16 protein-coding genes are annotated in these 23,008 nt (G+C 56.8%); 3 read left to right on the plus strand and 13 right to left on the minus strand.

Annotated elements, in window-relative coordinates; translation table 11 throughout:
• Positions 1-17 precede the first annotated feature (17 nt).
• Positions 18-1,418: a NorM family multidrug efflux MATE transporter gene (locus tag B347_RS0114015; protein ID WP_019410323.1), complete on the minus strand. Its 1,401-nt coding sequence runs from the start codon at positions 1,416-1,418 to the stop codon at positions 18-20.
• 149 nt (positions 1,419-1,567) lie between these two features.
• Here B347_RS0114015 and B347_RS0114020 point away from each other — a divergent pair, with 149 nt between their 5' ends.
• The 3 genes from B347_RS0114020 (at position 1,568) to B347_RS0114030 (ending at position 3,782) form a co-directional block, all read left to right on the plus strand.
• Positions 1,568-2,488: a LysR substrate-binding domain-containing protein gene (locus B347_RS0114020; protein WP_026014191.1), complete on the plus strand. Its 921-nt coding sequence runs from the start codon at positions 1,568-1,570 to the stop codon at positions 2,486-2,488.
• Positions 2,489-2,595: 107 nt separating this feature from the next.
• Positions 2,596-3,093, plus strand: coding sequence for an Hcp family type VI secretion system effector (locus tag B347_RS0114025; protein ID WP_019410325.1), 498 nt, complete (start codon positions 2,596-2,598; stop codon positions 3,091-3,093).
• Positions 3,090-3,782 (plus strand): DUF4225 domain-containing protein, encoded by a 693-nt coding sequence (locus B347_RS0114030; RefSeq protein WP_019410326.1) that lies wholly within the window; start codon positions 3,090-3,092, stop codon positions 3,780-3,782. Before B347_RS0114025 ends, B347_RS0114030 begins: the two co-directional genes overlap by 4 nt.
• Positions 3,783-6,131: 2,349 nt before the next feature.
• Here the strand turns inward: B347_RS0114030 and B347_RS0114050 are convergent.
• From B347_RS0114050 to B347_RS25040, 12 genes are all read right to left on the minus strand, one after another.
• Positions 6,132-7,625 (minus strand): YifB family Mg chelatase-like AAA ATPase, encoded by a 1,494-nt coding sequence (locus tag B347_RS0114050; RefSeq protein WP_019410330.1) that lies wholly within the window; start codon positions 7,623-7,625, stop codon positions 6,132-6,134.
• A gap of 104 nt (positions 7,626-7,729) precedes the next feature.
• Positions 7,730-8,959 carry a VWA domain-containing protein gene (locus tag B347_RS0114055; RefSeq protein WP_019410331.1) on the minus strand — a complete coding sequence of 410 codons (1,230 nt, stop codon included), beginning with the start codon at positions 8,957-8,959 and terminating at the stop codon, positions 7,730-7,732.
• Positions 8,960-9,021: 62 nt separating this feature from the next.
• Complete coding sequence (locus tag B347_RS0114060; RefSeq protein WP_026014192.1) at positions 9,022-9,525, minus strand: hypothetical protein; 504 nt, start codon at positions 9,523-9,525, stop codon at positions 9,022-9,024.
• A 4-nt stretch (positions 9,526-9,529) separates the two neighbouring features.
• Positions 9,530-10,264 carry a hypothetical protein gene (locus B347_RS0114065; RefSeq protein ID WP_019410333.1) on the minus strand — a complete coding sequence of 245 codons (735 nt, stop codon included), beginning with the start codon at positions 10,262-10,264 and terminating at the stop codon, positions 9,530-9,532.
• A 32-nt stretch (positions 10,265-10,296) separates the two neighbouring features.
• On the minus strand, positions 10,297-11,832 hold the full coding sequence (locus B347_RS0114070; RefSeq protein ID WP_019410334.1) for a formylglycine-generating enzyme family protein: 1,536 nt from the start codon (positions 11,830-11,832) through the stop codon (positions 10,297-10,299).
• The gene (locus tag B347_RS0114075) at positions 11,822-13,045 is read right to left on the minus strand and encodes an FtsX-like permease family protein (protein ID WP_019410335.1); all 1,224 of its coding nucleotides are present in this window, start codon (positions 13,043-13,045) and stop codon (positions 11,822-11,824) included. Before B347_RS0114075 ends, B347_RS0114070 begins: the two co-directional genes overlap by 11 nt.
• The gene (locus tag B347_RS0114080) at positions 13,029-13,748 is read right to left on the minus strand and encodes an ABC transporter ATP-binding protein (protein ID WP_019410336.1); all 720 of its coding nucleotides are present in this window, start codon (positions 13,746-13,748) and stop codon (positions 13,029-13,031) included. Before B347_RS0114080 ends, B347_RS0114075 begins: the two co-directional genes overlap by 17 nt.
• A 10-nt stretch (positions 13,749-13,758) precedes the next feature.
• On the minus strand, positions 13,759-15,699 hold the full coding sequence (locus B347_RS0114085) for a vWA domain-containing protein (protein ID WP_192812378.1): 1,941 nt from the start codon (positions 15,697-15,699) through the stop codon (positions 13,759-13,761).
• Between the two features lie 41 nt (positions 15,700-15,740).
• A complete protein-coding gene (locus B347_RS0114090; protein ID WP_019410338.1) occupies positions 15,741-16,805 on the minus strand; it encodes a hypothetical protein in 1,065 nt (354 codons plus the stop codon).
• 3 nt (positions 16,806-16,808) lie between these two features.
• Positions 16,809-19,559: a virulence factor SrfC family protein gene (locus tag B347_RS0114095; RefSeq protein ID WP_019410339.1), complete on the minus strand. Its 2,751-nt coding sequence runs from the start codon at positions 19,557-19,559 to the stop codon at positions 16,809-16,811.
• Positions 19,556-22,603, minus strand: a complete 3,048-nt coding sequence (locus B347_RS0114100; protein ID WP_019410340.1) for a virulence factor SrfB — start codon at positions 22,601-22,603, stop codon at positions 19,556-19,558. Before B347_RS0114100 ends, B347_RS0114095 begins: the two co-directional genes overlap by 4 nt.
• A gap of 18 nt (positions 22,604-22,621) precedes the next feature.
• A partial coding sequence (locus tag B347_RS25040) for an SrfA family protein (RefSeq protein ID WP_237719134.1) occupies positions 22,622-23,008 on the minus strand: 387 nt, incomplete at its 5' end.

The following is a 23,008-nucleotide window of genomic DNA, read 5'->3' on the forward strand; positions in this document are numbered from 1 at the left end:
ACTGCTACGAGATACCACTACCCAGCGACTAGTTGCGCTACCTTCGCCGCCTTGCGCTCACGCTTGAGCATGCGCCGCACTTTCCATTCAAACGCCAACGTGAGACTGACTGACGAGCAGGCCAGGCCCAAGGCCAAGCCCCACCACACGCCCGTTGGCCCCCAGCCGAGTGTGAATGCCATCAGCCAGGCAGTCGGCGCGCCAATCACCCAGTAGCAGAACAGCCCAACCAGAAAGGTGGTCTTGGCATCTTTGAGTCCACGAATCGCCCCCATGGCGATGGTTTGCGTGCCATCAAACAATTCGAACCACGCTGCCACGGCTAGCAGGCTGACCGCCAACTCGAACACGGGGCGGAACGCAGGGTCGTTGTAATCCAGAAACAGACCAATCAACTGGTTCGGCCAGAACCAGAACACCACTGAAAACCCGAGCATGGCCGCCGCGCCGAAACCTATTCCCACCCGGCCCGCTAGGCGTGCCCGCAGCAAGTCACCAGCACCGTAATGCTGACCGATACGCATGGTGATGGCGTACGACATGCCTGCTGGAACCATGAACGCCACAGACACGATCTGTAACGCGATTTGGTGCGCAGCTAACTGCGTGCTGCCCATGGTGCCCATACACAATGCCGCGAATGCAAACAGCCCGACTTCGACGGCGTAGGTGCCGCCAATCGGTAAACCGAGGCGCCATAGTTCGCGTAAATACGTCAGGTTAATCCGCGACAGGCCTTGGCGAATCGGATAAGCGTCGTAAGCCGGGTGCTTATGGATATGCCAGGCCAAACCGAGCGCCATAAAGGTTGCGACAATTGCCGTTACCAAGCCAATGCCCATCAGTCCCAGTTTTGGCAGACCGAACATCCCGGTGATCAACGCGTAATTGAGCAGGAAGTTGGCCACGGTGCCAATTAGGCTGATCACCATGACTGGGGTTGCCCGACCCATGGCGCTGGTAAAACCGCGCAAGGCCATAAACGTCATATAACCGGGCAAGGCGAGTGGCAGCAGTAACAAAAACTCACCCGCCGTCTCAACGTTGGTCGGCGTCTGGCCAAATAGCAGCAACAGCGGTTTGATATTCCACAGTACCAGCGCGCCCACCAGGGCCAACGCCCACGCCAGCCATAACCCTGCCTGAGTCAGACGGGTGGCGCCTTCAATGTCGCCAGAGCCTTGGCGAATCGAGACGAGCGTGCCGACTGCTGCGATCACGCCGATGCAAAAAATCGACACGAATGAGTAGCTCGCGGCCCCCAAACTTCCACCTGCCAACGCCTCTGGACTCAGGCGAGCCATCATTAATGTGTCGGTCAGCACCATCAGCATGTGCGCCAACTGCGAGGCGATCAGCGGCCCTGCCAGCCGCAGAATGGCCCAGAGCTCGATACGTACTGGATGCTGTTTTGTCATTGGTTTGATTTCTTAAGTGCGTTGAAAGGCTGATTCTCGGCGCGTTAGGTAGATTAAGCAAAAGGATAAAAACGATTACTGGCATGACTAATACTCATGCTATATAGCGTTTTAAATGGCCTTCACGTCGCACAATCGGACTTTTCCTCATGAGTCGTAGTCTTCCTCCTCTTTATGCCTTGCGCGCCTTCGAGGCTGCAGCACGTCACCACTCATTTACCCGAGCGGGAGAAGAACTGTCGATCACTCAGAGCGCCATTAGCCGACACATCAAAACGCTGGAAGCGCATTTCGCCTGCCGTTTATTTCAACGCAACGGCCGCACCTTGCAACTGACTGAAGCCGCCCGCCTGCTGTTACCCGGTGTTCGCGAGGGGTTTAGCGCACTCGAACGCGCCTGTACTACGTTGCGCGCCGAAGATGACATCCTGCGCATGAAAGCACCCTCGACCCTGACCATGCGCTGGCTATTGGCCCGTCTTAGCCGTTTTCGCCATCTGCAAGCAGGAAACGAAGTGCAACTGACCAGCGCCTGGATGGACATCGACCATGTGGATTTTAATCTGGAGCCTTTTGACTGCGCGGTACTGCTGAGCAGCGGCCACTTTCCACCCGACTGGGAGGTCACGCTGCTGTTTCCGGAAATGCTGATACCCGTGGGTGCGCCCAACTTGCTGGACGATCAACCGTGGGATGCAAAACGTTTGGCGGGCACTGAGCTGCTGCACCCAACACCCGACCGTCGAGACTGGCGGCGCTGGCTCGACTGCATGGGCCTCAATGGCCAAATTTCACTGAAGGGCGGACAAGTGTTCGATACCTTGGAATTGGGCATGATCGCGGCTGCGCGGGGGTATGGCATCTCCATGGGGGACTTGCTGATGGTGGCCGAAGACGTAGCCCAAAATCGCTTGAGCCTACCGTTCCCGAGCGCCGTGGCCAGCGGTGAAAACTATTACTTGGTCTGGCCAAAAACCCGGCCCGGTGGCGAACGTCTGCGTCGTTTGAGCGACTTTTTACAAAATGAAGTCGCTGCGATGGAGCTTCCAGCGGTAGAGCGATTGGAGTAAATCGGCGGAATTATCAGTTTCTTCGCAATATTCAGAATCGCCCTACACATCGACCAAAACGACCCGCCATAGACTGCTTTCTTTTCTCTCAACAGGTAAAGCAGTTAATGGCTAATAACAGCTATATGACCCTTAGCGGCGTCAACAGCGGGCTCATGTCGGCCGGCTGCTCCACACCTGATTCCATGGGCAACAAGTGCCAAGCAGCGCACATTGACGAAATCATGGTGCTGTCTGTCGACCACAGCCTGCTCTCGGGCAACACCACCAGCGAGTTCGGCAGCAATGCCAGACATGCCCCGGTGGTGATCACCAAATACATTGATAAATCATCACCCCTGCTTGCAAAGGCACTGGATGACGGTGAATACGTGAAATGCGTTATTCACCTGTACCGAGCCTCAGCGACTGTCGGTGAAGAAAAGTATTACAAAATCGAATTACGCGAAGCCCGCATTGCACACATCACCCTCAGCGTGCCGCCCGCGACGTCACGCGGAGACTCGCAACCCGTCGAAATCGTGTCCATTCGCTACGGCGACATCATTCTGGAACATATCGCTGCCCGCACCAGTGCTGGCATGACCTGGCAGACGGGGAAATGAACGCCCCACTCTGCACCTTAAAAGACGTCGACCAAGCCGCCGAAGAACTGATGGCGCTTGGGTGCAAAGTCGGCGCCCGGCATATCAATGATGGCGCTGCGCGACTGGGGTTTTTGGGTGAAATCAGGGCTTTGGCAGAAGAGGTTTATCAAGATATTGAAGACGGGGTTATTAGTGCGGCAGAGGGGGTTGAGGCGCTTTGGGATGAGCATGAGGCGTTGCGGGATAAGGCGGGGTTTTATTTGACTAATGGGATTACGACAGCGGCAGGAGCAATGCAAATCAAAGCGGGAGTTACAGTAACGGGAGGAACCTTAGGCGTCGGATCTCCTTTCGGAGCTTTATTAATCTCACACGGTGTAAATAATATTTACGAAGGATCTGTAAACATTTACAACGGCCCAGAATATCTGAATGCGCAAGGCCCTATGAGATTAGGATATCAAACATTGATGGGAGGGATGAACGAGGGAAATATACTATATGGATCAATAGATATTCTTTCGTCAGCTGGCTCTCTTATGGTTCTTAAGCGCAAACCAAAATCCATACAGTTGTTCAGACGCGACCCCATCAACTTCGAGCACGCTTATAAACAGTCAGGAAAGCTGGCTTTGATATTTGAGGGAGTAGCTAACTTTGTTACGATCTTATCAATGACTCCTGAAAACAATCCCGAAGAAAATTAAATTTTCTCAAAAAACCCATACAGTCATACCACTCCCCGTAACCTTGGGATGTAAAAAATCAGTCCCACTACAGAAATCACAACATACACCACAATGTAAGTTACGCGCAGGTTAAAATCTTCTAAAAAAAACATCTCTTTCAGTGCCCAGACTACAATAGCCGTGTATAAAAGTGACGAGCCTAACACGAGAAATATAACAGCCAAATAATATCTAATGTTTTCAAAATTCATGTCACGCTCTCCACTGAGACAACACAACAACGCCTAATATTTTCCGATCACACATAACATCTAGACACTCACAACCACAACCACAGCTAACGTCTTACCAGTACTTTCGAAATTTAGGGATATAAAAGCGCACAGCTAGGACCACAACAAACAGGTATACGACACCCACCAAAATACGCCTATGAACTACTTCAAGCGGAATTACCTGAACGAAGCACCAAACAATAATTACCGAATAGGTCATAGATCCAGCTAAAAGAGCCAGATACATACCTAGTACTGATATTTTTTCTCTAAAACTCATATCGCTCTCCTTACAAATATTAAATTTCCGTCAATCAAGACAGGCGACAGGATCAACACCTATTAAAAACGATCACTAATTTATAGGTTGTAGTGACCGCAAACACACTCAATCTAAATTCTGCACCCTCAGCAACTCGTGCAAACCACATCTTCATTTTTGAAACCACACCTCGCGTAATATTTTAAATTGACAAAAGTATAAAGCTCCAAAAACCATACAAAACAAAATGCCTGATAAGAGCAATGGCGGCCTGCCTTCCCAATCGAATATATATCGAGCAAATGCGAGTAATAACGCAGTATAAAACCCTGACACACCAAATAATGCCAAGCACACGCTAACAATAGATACATCCCACCCAAAGCGCATAGATACTCCAAAAGTAATAAATACCGCAGTCACTATAGCCATCTACCCCAGATTTTCCTACCGCAGAAAAATCAACTTATTACTACTCCAAGCACTACCTAAACATGAGGAAAAGCTTGATATTTTATTTGCAACTATCGCCTATGCCAAATCGAATCCCACCTAGGAAAGTAAAATCAAAACCCAAAAATAGCAACAACCAAATATATGCATCCAGCGAAAAAATAAAGATACTTGTCACTAACAGTAAACACCACATCAACAGCACCCAATATAATAGCCGTCCAAAAATCAGAGGCACCTAGCACGGTAAAAATAAGGCCTAAAAAAGAACTGACAGTTAGCTTATTAATTACAACCCTCAAGACAAATCCTCCTATAAATGTTTATAGACTATAATCTCTACCTACCACATCTTACGCAAAACTAGCACGCTGTAACGGATACTCAAATAGACGAGAACACTATACAAAAAACCCCTCAAGAAAAAGAAGTACACCCCGCTTGAGCCTGTCAAAACCTCAACCCCCCATATAATCAGTTCAGCGTAAAATACACATGACGCTATAACAACCAAATACAGCCCAAGAATAGATATTTTTTCCCTCATAAATGCCAACCCTTTAAGACACAGTTTTCTAAAGCTCACAACCACTTCAAGTATCTATATTCACACAATCCCGCGGAGCCTTGGAATATGTAATTTCAACCCAAAAAAAACGATAACCACATACACAACGACATATACAATCTGCAATGTAATACCCTCCAGCAGAATTATTTTTTTAAGCGCCCAGACAACAAGCAATGTATAAAATATGGCACAACCAAAAACCAATAACGACACCATAAAACAATGCCTAATATTTTCATTGTTAATTTTAATCATCACCACTAATTGCCACCTCCCCTTTAAAAAATCCTGCAGAACAAGACGTCAATATATACACTCTAAACACTCCCTTAATCCGGTAATTTGCTAGGAAATAGCTCCAAAGAAATTAGTATTACTATAGTCATATATGCAAGAGCCTTATATAACCACCAGGGCACTCTACTCACCCAGTAACGCACAACCATAAATTGCTTCACTCCGCGAGAATGATTCAATTGATTTATACTTCGGTCTTCTGGAGCGTGAGACCTATAGACAATTATAAAAACAACACAAAAAAGCGCTACACGAACCACTGTAGCAGCGTGTCCTTTATCAGGAATGAACAGCAAAATAACTATCAACGAGAAAAATGCAATCAGCACAAGTCACCATAACTATCATTTAAGCTACTATTTTTGTGCGAACGGTAAAAACTCGAATATACCCCTCTATTTCAGGCTCTTCTACTAAAAAACCAGCTATTTCGGTTGTCGGGATATAGACTTCGCGCTTTAAAGAATAAACCGTATAAATTACAAGAACTTTCCTACAAGTAACATCAATCACCCAGCCACCGGCCGATACTGTAACGCCTCTGCCAAGTGCTTACGTTCTATACATTCCACCTGTTCCAAGTCGGCTAATGTTCGCGCTACTTTTAATAAACGGTGCGCGGCTCTTAGTGACAAGGTCATCCGCTCACACGCTGCCTCCAGCCAGTCGTTATCCACATCACTCAACCTGCACTGAGTTCTCACTCCCGGTAGGTCGAGAAATGCATTGGCACATCCCTGACGTTGCAACTGCCGCTCCCGCGCGCAAGCGACACGTGCAGCCGCGTTGGCGGTGGTGTCACCCGGCGCGAGGGGAGGGTTGAGCGATGTGGTTTCACGGGCCACCGTGAGGTGCAAGTCGATGCGGTCAAGCAAAGGGCCGGAGAGTTTGTTGCGGTAACGCTGGATCTGTTCCGGGGTGCAGCGGCAGCGACCTGTGGGTTCGCCCAAGTAGCCGCAAGGGCAGGGGTTCATGGCCGCGACTAACTGGAAGCGCGCAGGGAATCGCATGCGGTCCCGTGCACGGGCGATCACGATAAATCCAGATTCCATGGGTTCTCTGAGCACCTCCAACACTTTGCGGTCGAACTCGGGTAACTCATCGAGAAATAAGACACCGTGATGCGCCAAGGTGATTTCTCCGGGCTGCGGTTTGGAACCACCGCCCACCAAGGCCGGGCCTGAGGCTGAGTGATGCGGCTGGCGAAACGGGCGTTGCGGCCAGCAACTTAACGGCACATGACTGGCGACAGACTGGATGGCGGCCACTTCCAGCGCTTCTTGCTCGTTGAGTGGCGGTAGCAAACCGGGCAAACGGCTGGCCAGCAGCGTTTTGCCAGTGCCAGGAGGCCCGGTGAACAGCAGATTGTGGCTACCAGCAGCAGCGATCAATAACGCCCGCTTGGCCGAAAGTTGCCCCTGCACATCACTCAAATCGGGGTACGGTTTGCTCACGTGCAATAAGCCGCTGGCAGCATAGGGCTCAATCACCGCGCGCCCCGCAAAGTGCGCCACCACCTGCAGCAAATGCTCGACTGCGATCACTGTCAAACCCGAGGCCAGACTCGCCTCTTCGGCATTCGCCAGCGGCACCACCAAGGCCCGACCCGCCGCCCGCGCTGCCAACGCGGCGGGCAACACACCCTGAACCGAGCGAATGGCGCCGGACAACGCCAACTCCCCCAAACACTCCACCTGCTCCAGCGCCTTGGCCGGCAGTTGCCCGCTGGCAGCCAGAATGCCCAGCGCAATGGCCAAATCAAAACGCCCGCCGTCCTTGGGCAGGTCGGCGGGCGCCAAATTGAGGGTGATACGCCGCGCGGGGAAATCCAGCGTGGAATTAAGAATCGCGCTGCGTACCCGGTCCTTGCTTTCCTTGACGGCTGTTTCGGGTAGCCCAACCAACGTGAACGCCGGCAATCCATTGGCCAGATGCGCTTCGACCGTGACGGTTGGTGCCTCTACGCCCACTTGAGCGCGGCTGTAAACGATGGCCAGTGACATAACTCACTCCTTGAGTTCGCAAAGCACGCATCCTGCGCGAATCGAAGACCAAGGGTTGAGCTGGAATGGATACCGGATGTGTTGAACACATCCGGCAACTCCGTTTATTCACACTCCGATACCGCTTGCGTCGCCGCTTGCAGCGCATCGGCCAAATCACTGGCGTTGCGGCTGGAGTAAATGCTCCCGCCGGTGTTTTCAGCGATGCAGTTGGACAGCGAGCTGTCGCCAATATTGACCACATTGACGTGCAAGCGCGGCTGTTCAATGGCGATGTTCTGCGCCACTTTGCACACGTTTTGATCGCAGCCATCGTCGCCGTCGACGAACATCACAATCACCGCATCCCGGTTACGGCCATCCACCTTGCGCGCGGCTTTTTTCAGGCTAGCCGCCAACGGCGTGCCTTCGTTAGCGTGCAACCCTTGAATACCTGCAATCAGTTGTGGCCGCTGAGCCGCGGTGAACACGCCATGATCGGGTTGTTGAAAACACCCGGCGAAGGTCATCAGGCGCGTGTCGATGTCCGGGTGCAGGTTGTTGATCATCCGGGACAACGACGCCTTGGCCACATCAAGACGGGTGTTCGGGCTGAAGATTTTGACCGTGCGCGGGTCGTCATCGTCCGGTGTCGGCCGTGTGCCGAAGTACCAGTCTTCATCGGCTTTGGTCGCGTTGATGTTGAGGTTCATGGAGCCCGACGTGTCCAGAATCACCACAAACTCAGGCGGTAACTCCTGATGACTCGCAGCCGTGGTCCGGCATGCGTAGCTGCTTGATTTCGCCCACAGGTTCATCGGCGGCAACCGCCAATGCCACAACGCCCACAACAGCAGCCCCAACAGCAACAGCCCAAACAACAACCACGGCCAGCCACGCCACACCCGCCGCACCACCACGGGTCGCGCGTTTGGCGCCGGAGGCGCAGCAGGTGCGGGTGCACGAGGCGAGAGCCCCCAACGTACCACCACCGGGTCGCCGTTAATGCTGTACAGATTATTGAGGTCTGGCGGGCCAATCAGCGCGCGCAAACTGGCCGCTTGTTCGGTCTGGCCGCGAGCGCTCAGTTCATCGACCAATAACCCCAAGCTGGCTTGGCGCTGGTGATAACGCGCCAGCAAGGCCGCTTGCTGAACGTCGCTCAAATCATGGAAACGCGTAGGCTGACCACCCAGCTCACTCCACCACTCAACCACGTCGCCGCTGCCGATCCGCGGGATCGCATAAACATTCGCCACCGAAGGCGGAAAATGCTTAAGGATCAGCGCAATTTTAGCTTCCAGCGCGCCCAACCCCGTGGGGCTGGCGTGCTCATCCCGAGTAATGCGCTGCATCGTTTGGGTTCCTGAAAACAGTGTCGGCGGCACAGGGCCGCCGACGGTCTGGCCTGCACGGCTTACTCGTAACCGAGGCTGAATTGCAGTTGGTTAACCTTCTTTTGCAGCGCTTTGAGTTCCTGCTGCTTGGCCGCCACCTGCTCTGGGCTTGAGGTGTTCGCAGGCGCGACCTGCGCCGCCTTGAGCTGTTGTTCTAGGCCCGCGATCTGTTGCTGTACCTGAGCCTTGTTGCCCGTTCGCGCCTTGAGCGAGCCGAGCAACTGGTTCAGTGACTGGTTCAACGCCGCCTGAGCCTGTTGCTGCGCCTGCACGTTGGCCCGGGAGGCGACTTGTTGCGCGGCAATGTCCTCGTAGACCTGATGGAACATCGCGTTTTCTTGCTGCGACTGAGCCAGTGCAATTTCGTTTTGCCGAATCTGCGCGCTGTAACCACCGCCCGCGTCACAGTTCACTTTGGTGAACAACCCTGCGTCGCGGTTGCCGGCATCACACTCGCCCGGCTGGGTGGCGCAACCGGACAACGCCAGTAACGCTCCCAACACCCCTATTAATCGTGCGTTCATGGTCTCAACCCAAAGTGATCGCGGAGCGTTGGCTGTACAAGCCATCAACTTCTTTTTGCAGACTGACGACTTTCTCGTTCATCTTGGCGATGTTGGCGTCGATTTGCTGGATCTCAGGGCCGGCGCCCTGACTGCGCTCGACTTTCATGGCCTCGTTATAACCGGTGACTTTGCCCTGCATGTTTTTAACTTCAAGACGCAGTTGTTCGATGTTGCTGTCGATGCTCGCAATCTGTTTTTGCGCCTGAGCTTTGTCAATTTTCTTGCTCGCCAAGTCGCGCTTGATCTGCTCAACCTGCGCTTTGTCATCATTAATAACTTGCTGCACGGTCGCAGTACGCATCACGACTTTCTGCGTGTCCGACTGCACGTCGCTGTTGTACTTCTGCAAGCGTTGGTTGGTGTCGGCGTATTCGCTGCGACGTTGGTCCACGTAGTAGTTAGCGCCCATCGCCACGCCACACGCCGCCACACCCGCCGCGATCATGCACACCGCTTTGTTGTTGGGGTTACCCAGCACACAGGCCAACACCGCTGCGCCCGCGCCCACCGCGCACGCCTGATAACCTGACTTACTAAAAAATTGGGCATCCGTGCCTTGGGTCAAACGCGGGTCCGGTGCCGGAGCGCCCATGCCCAGCGAGTTGCTGCCCGTGGACGCACAACCGCTCAACAGCACGCCGGCTATGAGCATGAAAGACATCATGTATCGGGAAGAGGCCAACAGGCTGCGAATCATCGTATTTCTCCTTGTTGAAGCATGTAGTGGGCTTAGGGGGTGACAGATTTGCAGCTCTTCAACCAAGCATCAGTGTCGATTTTCTGCTTTTGCAGGTAGGTCTTCTGATTGGCCCAGTGCGTGCGCAAATACGGTTTGAGTTCTTGCAGTTGTTTGTTCTGGCTGATGATTTCTTCCATCACCGGCACTTGCGCCTCCAGCAGCGGCTGGCCGTACAAGGACGCGGACTCCACCAGGCTGCTGGCGTAGTAACGGCTGAGCTTGTGCAAGCGGTCCTTCTGCTCATCGAGCTTGCCTTTGCGCATGTCGCAGCTCGGGTCCTTGTCTTCGGACTCGCAGTTGAGGGCGTAATTTTTTTGCAGGAAGTCCAGGTATTGGCCGTCATCGAGCATCTTGGTACACAGGAACGCGCCCAAATTGAGGCTTGCGCGAATCGCCTGATCGCGGGTTTCTTCCTGTTGCTGGTTGCTGGCGCGCAACTGGTTTTCCAGGCTTTGCAGCTTCTCTTTAAGGGCTTTGTCTTCAACCCCTTGCGCCAGCGTGTTGAGCTCTTGCACGGTGCCTTTGTCACCTTCCTGAGGGCCGCTGCCGAGCTTTTTCCAGCTCTGCTCAATGCTGCCCACCCGCTCACGCGAGGTCAGGGTCGGGGACACCATCACCAGTCGCAGGCCGGTGGTTTTATTTTTAACCTGACCGTCCGCGTTGTAGTACGGCTCTTCCTTGCGCAACGACGTGCGCAAGTCGGCTTGCGGCGTCAGGTAGTTGCCGCCGCGCACCACATAGCCACCTGCCTGACCGTGCTGGCGGTCCAGTTTGTTCAAGCGAAACGGCTCGAACATCATCTCGTCGGCGTTACCAAGCATGTCGTGCAGGCCCAGCGGGTTGGGCTTTTGCAGGCCGCTCAGTTGCAATTTTCCGTTGGACGACTGGGCGCCACCAAACCACTCATAGGCGTTCAAGCCTTCTGGCATCGGATAGCGCGTGTCACTGAATTCCGCCGCGCCCACTTCCAGCCCGCCACGGGCGGCGAACTCCCATTCGGTTTCAGTCGGCAGGCGCAAAAAGCCCAGCGCGCCGTCTTCCTTAGGCAGTTTGGCAGCAGCGTTTTTGCGCAGCCACAGGTTGTACTTATCGCCCGCCTCGATGGCCTGCACCCAACTGATCGCCACCTGCGGCAAGCGCAACTTGTTCGACGGCGCAGGGCAGGTTTCGTCAGTCAGCGCCTGATACTGCAACTGGCTCATCTCGTACTTGGCCATCAGGTAGTAACGCGACTTGTCGCCCTTGGCACCCGTGAAGCTACCGGCGATAAACGTCGGCCGCTTCTGCTCGACATAGCCCCACTCGGCGCTGTCCTGGCCGATGTTGATCGGGTAGTCATCCAGCGGCCCGGTGACCGGGATGAACACCTTGCGAAACACCATCGCGCCATCGCAGGGCATCGGCAGCACCACGTCATTGGCGTCGGGGGCCGGGTTGTAATACTTCTCGTCCCAGCTCGCCGCAGACGCGTTGAGCCAAAAACCACAGCTCAGGGATGCGAGCAACAGCACACGTTTATAGCTCACGCAAACTCTCCGCAGGTTGGATGCTGATGGCCCGCAGTGCGCCGATCACGGCGACCAATGCAGCGACCAACAAGGCGATCAGCAGGGCTGCCAGCCCGTGCCAGATCGTGATGTGACAGACAAAAGTGCCGGTGGCCTGGCTGCTGCCCAGCAGGTGATCAAACAGCAGGCTGCCCACGCCATAAAATCCCAGCCCGCCGACATAGCTAACCAGGCTCAAGAGCATGGCTTGGGCGATGACAAAACCGGCCACAGCCGGGCTGCTGAAGCCCAACAGGCGCAGCACCGCGAGGCTTTTGCGCTTGCGGTCGATGTTGGCCAGAAACGCGCCGATCATCGAGGCGATGCAACCGATTAAGGCCGCCCCGGCAATCACGCCGAAAATCAGCCCCAGCACATGATTGATGGCTTTCACGTTGTCGATCTCCGCCAGACGGCTAGAGGTTTCGATGTTCTGCTGGTTCAGCCAGCGCTCCAGCGGCGCCACGCTGTCAATGTCACGGGCATACACCCGGGCTCGGGCGTACAGCGGTTTGAGGTCAACCTGCGGTTTACCGCTGTCTAGGCCAAATGCGGGCACCTGATAACCATCACGAAAGCGCTCCAACTCAAGCAGCAACGCGGGCGCGACAAACCCGGCAGCGCGGCCAAAGCGGGCCGCGTCAAGTACCGCCACCACCTCCAGATTCAACTCGCCGCGCTCATTAATGCCGTCCAGCCGACGCGGCGCGCGCAAGCGCACGCTGTCCCCGACGGCGGCCTGCAAGCGTTGCGCAGCGCGGGCGCTGAGGATCACTTGGTTGCCACTCAGGCGGCTTTGCGCCAGGTTCAGCAGCGGATCGTGGGCGTCCGTGGGGATGATTTCGGCGTTTTCGACAAAGCGTTGCAGGCCCATTAACAAGTCGGCCTGGGTGTTCAGCGAACGGGTTTGCCCAATGGCAAAACCAACCTCGGGCTGTTGGCGCAAGCGCTCGATCCAGTCGGTGTCGTAATTGCCGCTGCTGAGCATTTTCACTTCAAGGTTGCGCGGGTCGCTGAGCAGCTCGTTTTGCAACTGGCTGACTACCCCGTGCTTGAGCCCGAACAGCAGCAACAGCGGGGCGATCACCGCCACCAGCGACGCGGCGATGCAAAAAGAAACCTTGCGGTCATGCCAGAGGTCTTCCACCGCCAGCGAACCGAGCAGGCCGAGGCGACTAATCCATGGCTTCAAAGCGTGTTTCTCCCTGACGACTGATCGCCCCCAGTCGCGGTAAACCAAAGTCGCGCACCAGCGCCCAGTCGTGGGACACCACCAGTGCGCTCAAGCCCAATTCGTTGACCAGGCTCAGCAGCAATTCAAACAAACGCCTGGCGCTGTGCGGGTCGAGGGATGCCGTGGGCTCATCGGCCAGCAGCAATTGCGGCTCATGGGCGATGGCCCGCACACAGGCCACGCGCTGGCGCTCGCCGATCGACAAAGCCTGCGGTAATTTGCCGAGTAACCCCGTGAGGCGCAGCGCGTCGACAGCACGGTCTACCTGCTCGCTGGCAGCGGGCATCCCGAGCAAACGCCGGGGCAGACTGATGTTGTCGCGCACGCTCAAAAACGGCAGCAGGCCACCACTTTGCAAAATGAAACCCAAGTGCCGCGAGCGCACCGCCGACAAGCCCGGCTGGTCATTGCGGGCCAGTAACCGGGCAATATCCAGCGGCGCAGCGTGGGGTTCATGGCGACCTGGGCCGAGACTGAACTGGCGCAACTCAACAGGCTGTAATAACAGACCGATGGCTTCAAGCAAGGTGCTTTTGCCACACCCGCTTTCGCCGGTAATGGCCAGGATCTCTCCCGCTTTTACCTGCAACGCGGGCAAACGCACGCTGTGCGCCTGAGCGCCGCTGCCACGGCGCACGAGCATGTCCTGAATATCGAGCATGGGCGTCTCGTTAAGGCATCATTTCCAGCGGCACCGGGTACACGTTGTCCCGCGCATCGCTGTCGTTGGCCAAGGCTACCCAACGGTCCACGTCAGCGTTGTAACGCTGGTAGTGGCGCAGCTTGGTGCTCAGGTTACGAATGAATTTCTCTTGCGCCAGACCGTCCCAGCTCTTCCAGGTTTCTTCGTCCAGGTTGAGCACTTCGCTTTGGTACGGCAGGTCTTCGAGGTACTCACCGAGCACACCCATTTGCGCCAGTTTGGCGTTGCCGTTCTGCTTCAACTGATTGGGATCGGCGCCCATCGTCGCGGCCACCGAACGCAGGCGATCAAACATCTCGGTCGGTGAGATGAGGCCTTCGTTGGCGGCATCCAGAATCTGCTTCATCACGTCACTCAAGTCGCTGAGTTGCGACTTAGTCAGCAGCACCCGCACATCCGTAGTGGGGATGTTTTGCTTGATCAGGTCGCGGTCGGTGATCCATGCCTGAAACACCGGAGGCGCCTGGCTGTTGGTTTTTTCGCCCAAGTACGCCAGTTGCATGGCATGGCCGATCAAGGCGGCGTCATCGAGCATTTTTTGCTGAGCCGGGTCTTTGGGCGTCACGTCCTGCTTGGCGTTTAGCGCGCTGCCAATGGCGTCTTCACCCATGTAGGCGGCTTTGACCTGCGAGGTAATCGCACTCGCCAAGGCGTCTACTTTTTGACCAAACGCCTGCACGTCACCAGCGTTGACCGGGTAGTACAGCGACGTGTTGGTGCCCGGATAGGTCGACAGATTCTGATACTGCGCTTCAGCCTTGCCGTGATCCTTGATCCCGGCCGGGGTTTTCAAGTGCAGGGTGTAAATCGCCACGCCAGGGTTGGCCGCTTCGAGCCGCACTTGATCGGCGCTCATGCCGGTGCTGCTGAGCGTGTCATCACCGTCCAGCGCACTCGCGTCGGTGATCAGCACCACGTAACGAGCGCCAAATTGCGACCAGTCGACTTTGTCGATGCTGTGCATCACGCCCGCGTAGGCGTCCTCATCGAAACTCTTGCTCGAGACTTTGGCCTGCTTGAGATCCGCCACCTTGGCCAGGAAGTCTTCGCTGCCGGTGACCTTGTTCGGGTCAGCGTACATTTTGCTCACGTACTCCAAGCCCGGCACGGCCTTAGTGTTGGAGCGGAACGCGACCAGACCAAACTTGACCTGATTGCCTAGGTTCTCGCTCTCGATCTGTTTGTAGACCTTGCGAATCGCTTCGCGGGTGCGCTCGATGTACGGGTCCATGGAGATCGTGGAATCGATCACGAACACCACCGCTGCGCTAAATTCCTTCAACTGTCCGGCCTTGGTCGCGCCCGCATCGGGCGTCGCGGCGGCACCTGTTTGCAACGCTTTGTCGTCCGCCTTGCTCACCGACGCGACATTGAGCAGGCGCGTGCGAAAGCCTTCTTCAGTCATCACTTCTTCGCCGCTCAGCACCGGCAGCAAGTAGAACTGCTTGTGCAGGTCGACAAAGTATTCCGGCTCTTGGGCCAAAACGCCGGGCGCCAGCGTGCCTTGCTTGAGCTTGGCCCGCAGAGGCGCGACCTTGCTCACTGGGTCTGGCGCATCGAGGATGCCTTCCAAGGTGGCGCGGTCTTTGAAGAACATCAGCCGGTCGCGGTTCGCCGGGTTGGTGAAGGCCAGCGTGAGCTGCATTTTCCAGTCAGTGGTACACGCAGCGGGCAGCCAGCCTACCGTTTTACCAAAGCTGTCCGGGCCGACCTTTAACCACTCGGCATTCGCCGCTTGGGCGCGTTCGTACACGTAGAAACGGCTGAACGTCGGCTGCGCGGCACCCGGCGCACCGCCAGCGCTGCTGCTGAGTGTGCAACCCGGCGTGGTCAACACGCGCTGAAACAGGGTTTTCTTGCCTTCCTGAATCAACGGTTTGTCGTCCGCGAGGGCCAGCGAACTGCCCATGAACAACGCCAGCAAGGTGCTGGCAGCCAATGCAAAACGGCTCACGGTTTCAACTCCTCAAAACGGGCCTTGGCTTCAGCATTTTCAGGGTCTTGGCTGAGGATGGTTTCGTACCAGTAGGCGGCAGTCGCTTGATCGGGCTCAGCAAAGCATTGGCTGGCCTTATGGAATTTCGGGTCGTATTCATGGGCGTAGGCGGCCGCGATGAGTAGGTCCCCGGCTTGCGCACGGTTGGCGTACAGGCGCTGGGCAATGCCGCAATGGTTATTGGCCTTGGCCACGTTAATGATTTCCAGCAACTCAGCGCTGCCCGGCGACTTTTTGATGCAGGTCTGAACAAAGGTCAGCTCAGGCAACGTGCTCATGCTTTCCAGCGTGCAGGCTTCGGCGCCCGTCGGCGGGGGAGGCGTTGGGGCCGAGGTTGCCACGGGATCAGTGGCCGAGTGCTTCAGCCAGAAAAAGACCCCGGCGGCGATGATCGCCAGCAGGGCGATGATCAACGGGATCAGCCAAGCCTTCTTTTTGCCCGCCGCCGCAGGCTTTGGCGCAGCCGGGGCTGGAGCAGCACGCGCCGGCTCAACCACCGGTTCGATCACCGGCTTGGGTATCGGGGCTGGCTCAGGGACAGGGTCGGCAACCACCACCGGTGGCGTTTCAACGGGCGCGGCGGGCGCGGGCACGCTGCCCACCACATCGGCCAGAATGATGCCTTTCCATACCGGCGGCGCCGCCTTTTCATCGCCTGCAGCTCTGGAGGTCACGTCACGGCCGGGCAGCACCACGCCGTAATCCTTGATCCCCGTCGCGGGCTCGTTGAGCACGAAACTGAACGCGGTATCGACGCTGCCTTCCAGCAGCGTATCAACGATTTTTGGGCCGACCAGCACTTCCAGGCTTTTGCCATCGGCAGCCAGCGGGAACTCCGGCACCTGGAACCAGAACGGGTTGTTGCTCCATACCTGACCTTCATGCAGGTATTGGTCGTCGCTGTTGCGCTGGAGGGCGAACTCCAACTGCTGCTGCGAGCCCTTCCAACCTTTGATCACCAGACGGGCATAACCGTGGGCGTGTGGCTCTAAAGCGAGCAAATTGACTCGAATCGACATTGCTTAAATCGCCTTGTAGGCCTTGAGCACTTGGCCCAGCCGTTCATTTTGTTCAGGGGTTATTTCACTACCAGCGCCATGCCCGGCATTCGCTTCGGTCATGGCGGCCAGGGCCGACATCCAGTCTGTAAGGAAGGTCATGGCGGGCACGCCGACTTTTTCAGGCAGCGTCGGCAGGTAATGTTCCGGCTCAGGCTCGTACAACGCCTGCGGCGTAAGGCTGTTAACCGGAGGGTAAAAACCAAATACAGGGTTGCCGTGGCGGGCGCGGCTAGCGGGGCGCTCAGTGACCGGTTGGGTGAAATAACCAAACCAAGACACAAAGTCGCGCAGCACAATCTGCACTTCGAGCACTTGGCGTTCGGCCAGTCTTTCGCGGCGCGCGTTGGTTTCAGAGCACTTGGAGACAGCCGCGCTCAGTTGCTCCAGCACGTGGGCGCGATAGGCCCCCACGATCACTTCCGCGACCACGGCATCCATCAATTTTTTGTCGAAGCCCAGCAGCGCCAGCAAGCCGGTGTTGTTGCTCAAGTGGCGCAAGTGCGAGACCCACATGTTGAACGCAGCACGGGCGAAACGTTGGGCACTGTTTTGCGGACCTTGGGGCCTGGCCAAAGGCGTATCGGCCTGGACTACCTGACCGCTGACCGGCTCATCGTCATGACCGTCATCGAACGCCCAACCACTGTTGATCGGCGCAACGGGCGCCGCGTCTGGCTCGACCTCGGCCGAGGCGACGAGCACCTCGTTGTCGTACTCACCGCTGAGGTACAACTCACGCACCGCGGCCACCGGCAATTGCAGATGGCTGATGAAATCACCCAGTTTCTGACCGTGCAGGCGCAGGCCCGAATAGATCATTTGCGCTTGGGCACGCTTGGCTTCAATGGCGCCTTCGCCGTCGGGCATGTGCCATTCGGACACGCCTTGGGTGGTGAATGAAGTCAGCAATTCTTCGAGCCGTTCACGCTGACGCTGGAGTTTGAAGTCCAAGCTGGCAACCGCCCGGATGCCCGAGATGATGCGTGCCATGCCACCGTCCCCGCCCAGCACCGCTTGCAAGGCTTCGGCTGGCTGGCTGAAGTGCTTATGGGCCTCTGGTACTTCTTCAAACGCGCTGCCGATGTCATCCAGCACTGGTTGATATTCAGGCAGTAGGCCGGTTTCGAGGCGATTGCTGTCGTAGCCCACACAGATGAGCTCTTGGTGGGGCTTACGCACCAAGTAGGTGTTGTTGAACGGCACACCATCGGCCCAGTTATGGAGCCAGTCATGACTGCCAAAACGCTCGGTCATCGCAGCCTGGATCATCCCGCCCCAACTCTTGGGACGCAGCCCCGGTTCCATATTGATCAGTGTGTTGAGGCGCATGTCGAACATGGTCATGGCCCAGATCAAACCACTGCTGCGGGTGGCGCGTTCCTTGGGGGTCGCGCCTTGAGTGTTTTCAATCCAGCGGGTCAGGATCGGCCCAATTTCGTTGATATCGATGCCTCTGTTCGAGTTGGTGCACAGCACCAGAGCGTTCATTTCCTGGTTGTCGGTGTAACGCTCGAACAAGTACGACACTTTGCCGCGCAAGATCAGCTGCGACACCGGGTTGTCGCCTTCCCTCAAATCCGGATCACTGATCTTGGAAAAATCGGTGAGCGACATGCGCCCGCGATAGCCGGGGAAGTCGAGCAGGTCGACCTCGTTCACAATCGGGTCTTTGGGGGTTTCAACCAGCCGGAAGGTCATCTCCGAGGTCAGCGCCGCCAAGTGCGACACCAGCACGCTGCGCGGTGTTTGCAATTGCCCGTTGAGCAATGGGCGCACGTCGATAGGGTGGTCTTGGGCGGTGCCAAAGCGGGCCAGAATATCCACGCTCATGATGCTGTCGGTCTGCGCATCACGGCCTTTGTCATCACGGCGGTACAACGCGTGCAGCGGTGCAAACACCGTCGCCGGCAGTCCCAACTGGTGCAGGTTGCCGGCCAGCGAGGTGTAGACGTCTTTGAGCGCTTGCTCATTGCCCCACAACAGCGAAAACAGCTGCGTGCGCTCTGCCACCGTGAGGCGTGGCGCGAGCTTGAGCACGCGCGGCCAATAGGCGTGGTCGAGCAGGCTGACAGCGTTGGCAAAACTGGTTTGGAAGTAGTCCCACAACGACACCACATCGTCGGCGCTGATGCCCGGCAGCACAGGCCCGTTTTCACGCCCCTCGAACGGTTTCAATGCGGCCTGGATCACCTCATCGGTGATGCGAAACGTGACCCGCGACTGATCAAAGTCCTTGAACCAGGAGTTACCCAAAATCTTGATCAGGTCGGCTTCACCCAACAGCTTGAGTTCGACGGGGTACTGATCGTCATCCGAGGGCTTGGCATGCCGACTGAAGCGCGTCACCAAGCCCGTCGCTTCCTTGCCCGCACCGGGCGGATTGACGTGCTTAAGGAAGTCGACACGGTGCTCGCCCATCATGGTTTCCAGGCGCTCGTTCTGGCCCACAGCCAGCGACAGAATCAAGTACGACTTGCCTGCTTGCGAGGCACCAAAAAAGCCGAGGGTCATCGGCCGGGTGGCAGCACGCTCATGGTTCGCCGCCTCGTTGCGCACGCGGTGCAGGTCATAGCTCAGATCATCGGCCTGACCGTCCAGGCTCGGCGCTGTCGGGCGGGTTTGCTCAATCCAGTCCAGGGCGCTGGTCGCACCGGCATGAACGGCTGCCCAACGAGCAGACAGGGCTTTTTGTTCCGGGGTCAGTTCGTTCATGAGTGCTTCACTGTTCCGCTGTCGAGCCAATAGGTGTTGTCCCCCAGCTTCGACACCAGCAGGGTGTTGAACTGCAGGTGTACGTCATTTTTGTCCAGGCGCTCCGCTGTGTTGGAGGTCACGCTGCGCACCTCCAACTGATCGCTGACCAGGCCGGCGTTGGCCGTCTCCGGGTTCTTCGCAACCTTGAAGCGCACGCTGGCCACGGCGCTGCTGCCATCACGGGTGCCGGTGGCCATTTTGCGTTTGCCTTCATCGGTGAAGCTCAAGCTGTACAGCGGCGAGGCCGCCCAGCGCTCAACACTCAACTGACGGAAGCCCAGGCGGATGGCCGAAGGCATGGCCAGGGCCGGTGTCACCGCCTGTTCTTCTTCGCTGTCCCCGGCCAATTGGATGCAGCCGCGCTCGGTGCGAATATCGCGGAACAGCACGCCGCGGTCGCGGATGCTGTTGTCCAGGTCGATGACCCCGATGTGTTTGATGGTCGAGTACGGCACCAGCTTGTCGACCCGCAAGTAAAAGCCGTGAACACTGTGGTTGGCGCACAACAGGCAGAGCATCGCACCGACCGCTGCGGTGCTTTTCGGGTCGTCAATCAAGCCGTTTTTGTGGAAAGGGTACCAGCCGCCCGTGCGGTAGCTCTGCATCGGTACGATGCGCCCCGGCACCAACGGCAGGTTCTGCCGGATAAACGCCTGCACGCCGGGCAGGCGCGAAGGCCGACCGGTCAGCAGCAAGACGTCGCACGGGTAATGCCCGATCACTTCACACAGCGCACTGAGCGGCTTAACAATGTTCACGCCGTTATTCAGGAACATGCCGTGAAGGGTGGGCAGGTCGAAGGTGATTTTGGTGTCCAGCAGGTCGAAGACTTCACCACCCGTATCACGGCGCACCGCACCACTGACGTAGTTCAGCACGCTGGGGTTAATGTCGCTTTCGGTCAGCAATTGCCGGTAGGTGTAGGTCACGGGTGCGGCCGGTGCCAACGGGTCGAATTGCTCGTACGCCTTGAGCAACGCTAGCCCCAGCGGGGTAAGCACTTGCAGGTTAAGTTGTTGGCGCAACACCTCATTTTGGGTGCCGATGGTTTCGCTGCCGCACAGGCGGGACAGCAACGAGTCCGGCGACTCGACCTTGGCCTCGCGAAAGCCGCGCTCCAGGCTCGGCAGTACGACGCGGTGAATCATGTCCAAGAGGATGTCATCGCCCGCGATCTTGAAGCTGTCGCGAAACAGTTGCTTGGGCACGATGTGCACGTTCATCCCGTGTACCGCAAGGGCACCCGGATCAATGCGGTACTCGGTAATCACCAGGTCCGTGGTACCGCCACCGATATCAATGCTGGCCACGGTAATGCGATCGCGGTCGACTTTGTCAGGGCGGGCCAGGGTGGCAAAAAACTCTTCCGGGTGACCGGCAAAGTTCTCGGCAATTTCGGTGTAGAGGTACACCAGTTGCCCGCACGAGGCCTCATCCCAGTCGATGTTGATGAGCGGCAGCGGGGTGGTTGGGGGCTCCGTTTGATCGGTGTACGGATCCTTGTCGCTGTTGTGCCAGCCCATGCTTTTCCAGACCAGGCCAATGGCTTGCGACATACGCTTGCCCAGGATGCTGCGTTCAGCCTGTGGCATGCCTGGCGGCACGGTCAGGGTGATGCTGTTGAGCTGGCGCGGGATGCCGGTTCGGCCTTGGCGCGAACGCTGGGCCGGGCTGTTGATCTGTCCCAGCGCTTGGGTCAAGACCTCGGCCAGCATGAACGTCATCAGCGAGCTGCGCGAATAGAGCGCCTTGAACACCGGCATTTGATCGTCTTCAGGAAGGCTGTACAGCGCCTCACCAAGGTTGTTGATCAGGTGCGAAAACGGGGCGGCCGTCGCAGGTGCCTCACTGTCATTTTTGATGTAGGTATTGCTGAAGCGCCAACCATGTTCATAGGCGTTTTCATCCCACAGGTAGCGTTTAGGGCTGGACAGGCCGGTTGAGCCTTCGGTGCCACGTCGCAGGCTGGCCAAACGCCCGGCCTCATTGCCAACCCGGGCAATGGTCGGCCATTGGAACGCATAGTGGCGCCCGCTTTTGCTCGAACAATGATCTTTGCCAAACGAGGTCTTGGAGAACTCAACTCGGCTTTCAAAGGGCTGGTTGTAGACATGCTCTGGGGCTAGCAGGTCGCGCAACTCCAGCACGTAATTATTATTGAGGCCCATGCGATCAACGCCCTGGTTCTCAATCAAGATCCCGCAGGTGCGGGAGTTACCCACGTCCAGAATCAAGTCGACCGGAATCGGTTTGTTCTGACTCTTTTCGCCGTTGGCGATCACCACCAGCTCTGGCATCACAATCACCGGCTGTGCCGGGTTCGGCCCAAATTGCTCGACCCGCTCAAGCAGGCTCAGCAGATTCAGGTAATGCGCTTGCGGGTGCTTTTCATCTTCTTGGTCTTGCAGCAAGTCGCGGTCAACCCGAATGCTGGCGTCACGGAACGCTTCCAACAGCCACTCCTTGACCCACGGCAAATCCTGGAACCAGCGCATTTGCGCCAGTTTGGAAGCGACGCGAAACGACACCCCGGAGCTGACGTCTTCGTCATTGGGCGCCATGTAGGCCATGCCTTCTTTTTTGCGGATTACACGCGTGTCGAGGGCCAGCGTCAGGCGGTAGGTGTTGCCATCAATGTCTGGCTCCGCGAGCTTGACGAAGCGCATTCGCGCCCAATTGCTCGGGCCTTGATCAAAGGTGTAGGGCGGCATGTAGCGGAAGAACGGCAAGGGCAGCCAAACCCCGTCCAGCAGGGCGAGGCTCTTGCTGATCGGCAGCCAAAAGTCTGGCTCGGCTTGTTGCCGTTTCTCGTGGTCAATTTCGTAGAAGTACGACTCGTCGGTGTGCACCTGCAAACGGCACAACACGTCGCCATCGATCAACGTAAATGCGCCGTTGGGGGACGTTATCTGGTCCTGACGGAAGGCGAAATCCATAAACTGGATGCCCGTATCACTGACCAGTTTTACAACGTCTTCAAACTGGGTAACTTCTGGCAACATGTCGAAATCTTCCCGTGCTTATTCGCCCATCTGCCGCATGGAGATGGGAAATTGCTTGTCTTCATAAATTCCGCTGCAGTCAGCAATGCTCTTGGCACCCTGACGGCAATCAACCTTTGGCATTTCGTAACGGCTACCGTCGCCGCAGGCCGCCTGGCCCAGACTGTTGATGGACAGGTTGCCGCCGTGCATGGCCGCCGTGACCGGGCCTGTGCAACTGATGCCGTCGGGCTTGCGCACCACAACCTCGCCTTTACCGTCTTTGAACTGGTACTCCAAGCGCAACGGCTTGCCGGTGGTTTTATCCTGAATGCCAGCCCCGGCGCGGAAACGGCCGTTGAGGAAGTCTGCCTGGCCGTCAGCCGCTTCAGACGGAATGCTCAACGGCGGGCCGGGCACCTCGGG

Source organism: Pseudomonas psychrophila HA-4, from assembly GCF_000282975.1.
In the GTDB taxonomy this organism is placed as follows: domain Bacteria; phylum Pseudomonadota; class Gammaproteobacteria; order Pseudomonadales; family Pseudomonadaceae; genus Aquipseudomonas; species Aquipseudomonas psychrophila_A.

Coding starts and splice junctions, on each gene's coding strand:
- B347_RS0114100 (WP_019410340.1), bottom strand. CDS start 22,603: ATGTTGCCAGAAGTTACCCAGTTTGAAGACGTTGTAAAACTGGTCAGT.
- B347_RS0114065 (WP_019410333.1), bottom strand. CDS start 10,264: ATGATTCGCAGCCTGTTGGCCTCTTCCCGATACATGATGTCTTTCATG.
- B347_RS0114080 (WP_019410336.1), bottom strand. CDS start 13,748: ATGCTCGATATTCAGGACATGCTCGTGCGCCGTGGCAGCGGCGCTCAG.
- B347_RS0114020 (WP_026014191.1), top strand. CDS start 1,568: ATGAGTCGTAGTCTTCCTCCTCTTTATGCCTTGCGCGCCTTCGAGGCT.
- B347_RS0114025 (WP_019410325.1), top strand. CDS start 2,596: ATGGCTAATAACAGCTATATGACCCTTAGCGGCGTCAACAGCGGGCTC.
- B347_RS0114085 (WP_192812378.1), bottom strand. CDS start 15,699: ATGGGCAGTTCGCTGGCCCTCGCGGACGACAAACCGTTGATTCAGGAA.
- B347_RS0114030 (WP_019410326.1), top strand. CDS start 3,090: ATGAACGCCCCACTCTGCACCTTAAAAGACGTCGACCAAGCCGCCGAA.
- B347_RS0114055 (WP_019410331.1), bottom strand. CDS start 8,959: ATGCAGCGCATTACTCGGGATGAGCACGCCAGCCCCACGGGGTTGGGC.
- B347_RS0114015 (WP_019410323.1), bottom strand. CDS start 1,418: ATGACAAAACAGCATCCAGTACGTATCGAGCTCTGGGCCATTCTGCGG.
- B347_RS0114095 (WP_019410339.1), bottom strand. CDS start 19,559: ATGAACGAACTGACCCCGGAACAAAAAGCCCTGTCTGCTCGTTGGGCA.
- B347_RS0114060 (WP_026014192.1), bottom strand. CDS start 9,525: ATGAACGCACGATTAATAGGGGTGTTGGGAGCGTTACTGGCGTTGTCC.
- B347_RS0114090 (WP_019410338.1), bottom strand. CDS start 16,805: ATGTCGATTCGAGTCAATTTGCTCGCTTTAGAGCCACACGCCCACGGT.
- B347_RS0114050 (WP_019410330.1), bottom strand. CDS start 7,625: ATGTCACTGGCCATCGTTTACAGCCGCGCTCAAGTGGGCGTAGAGGCA.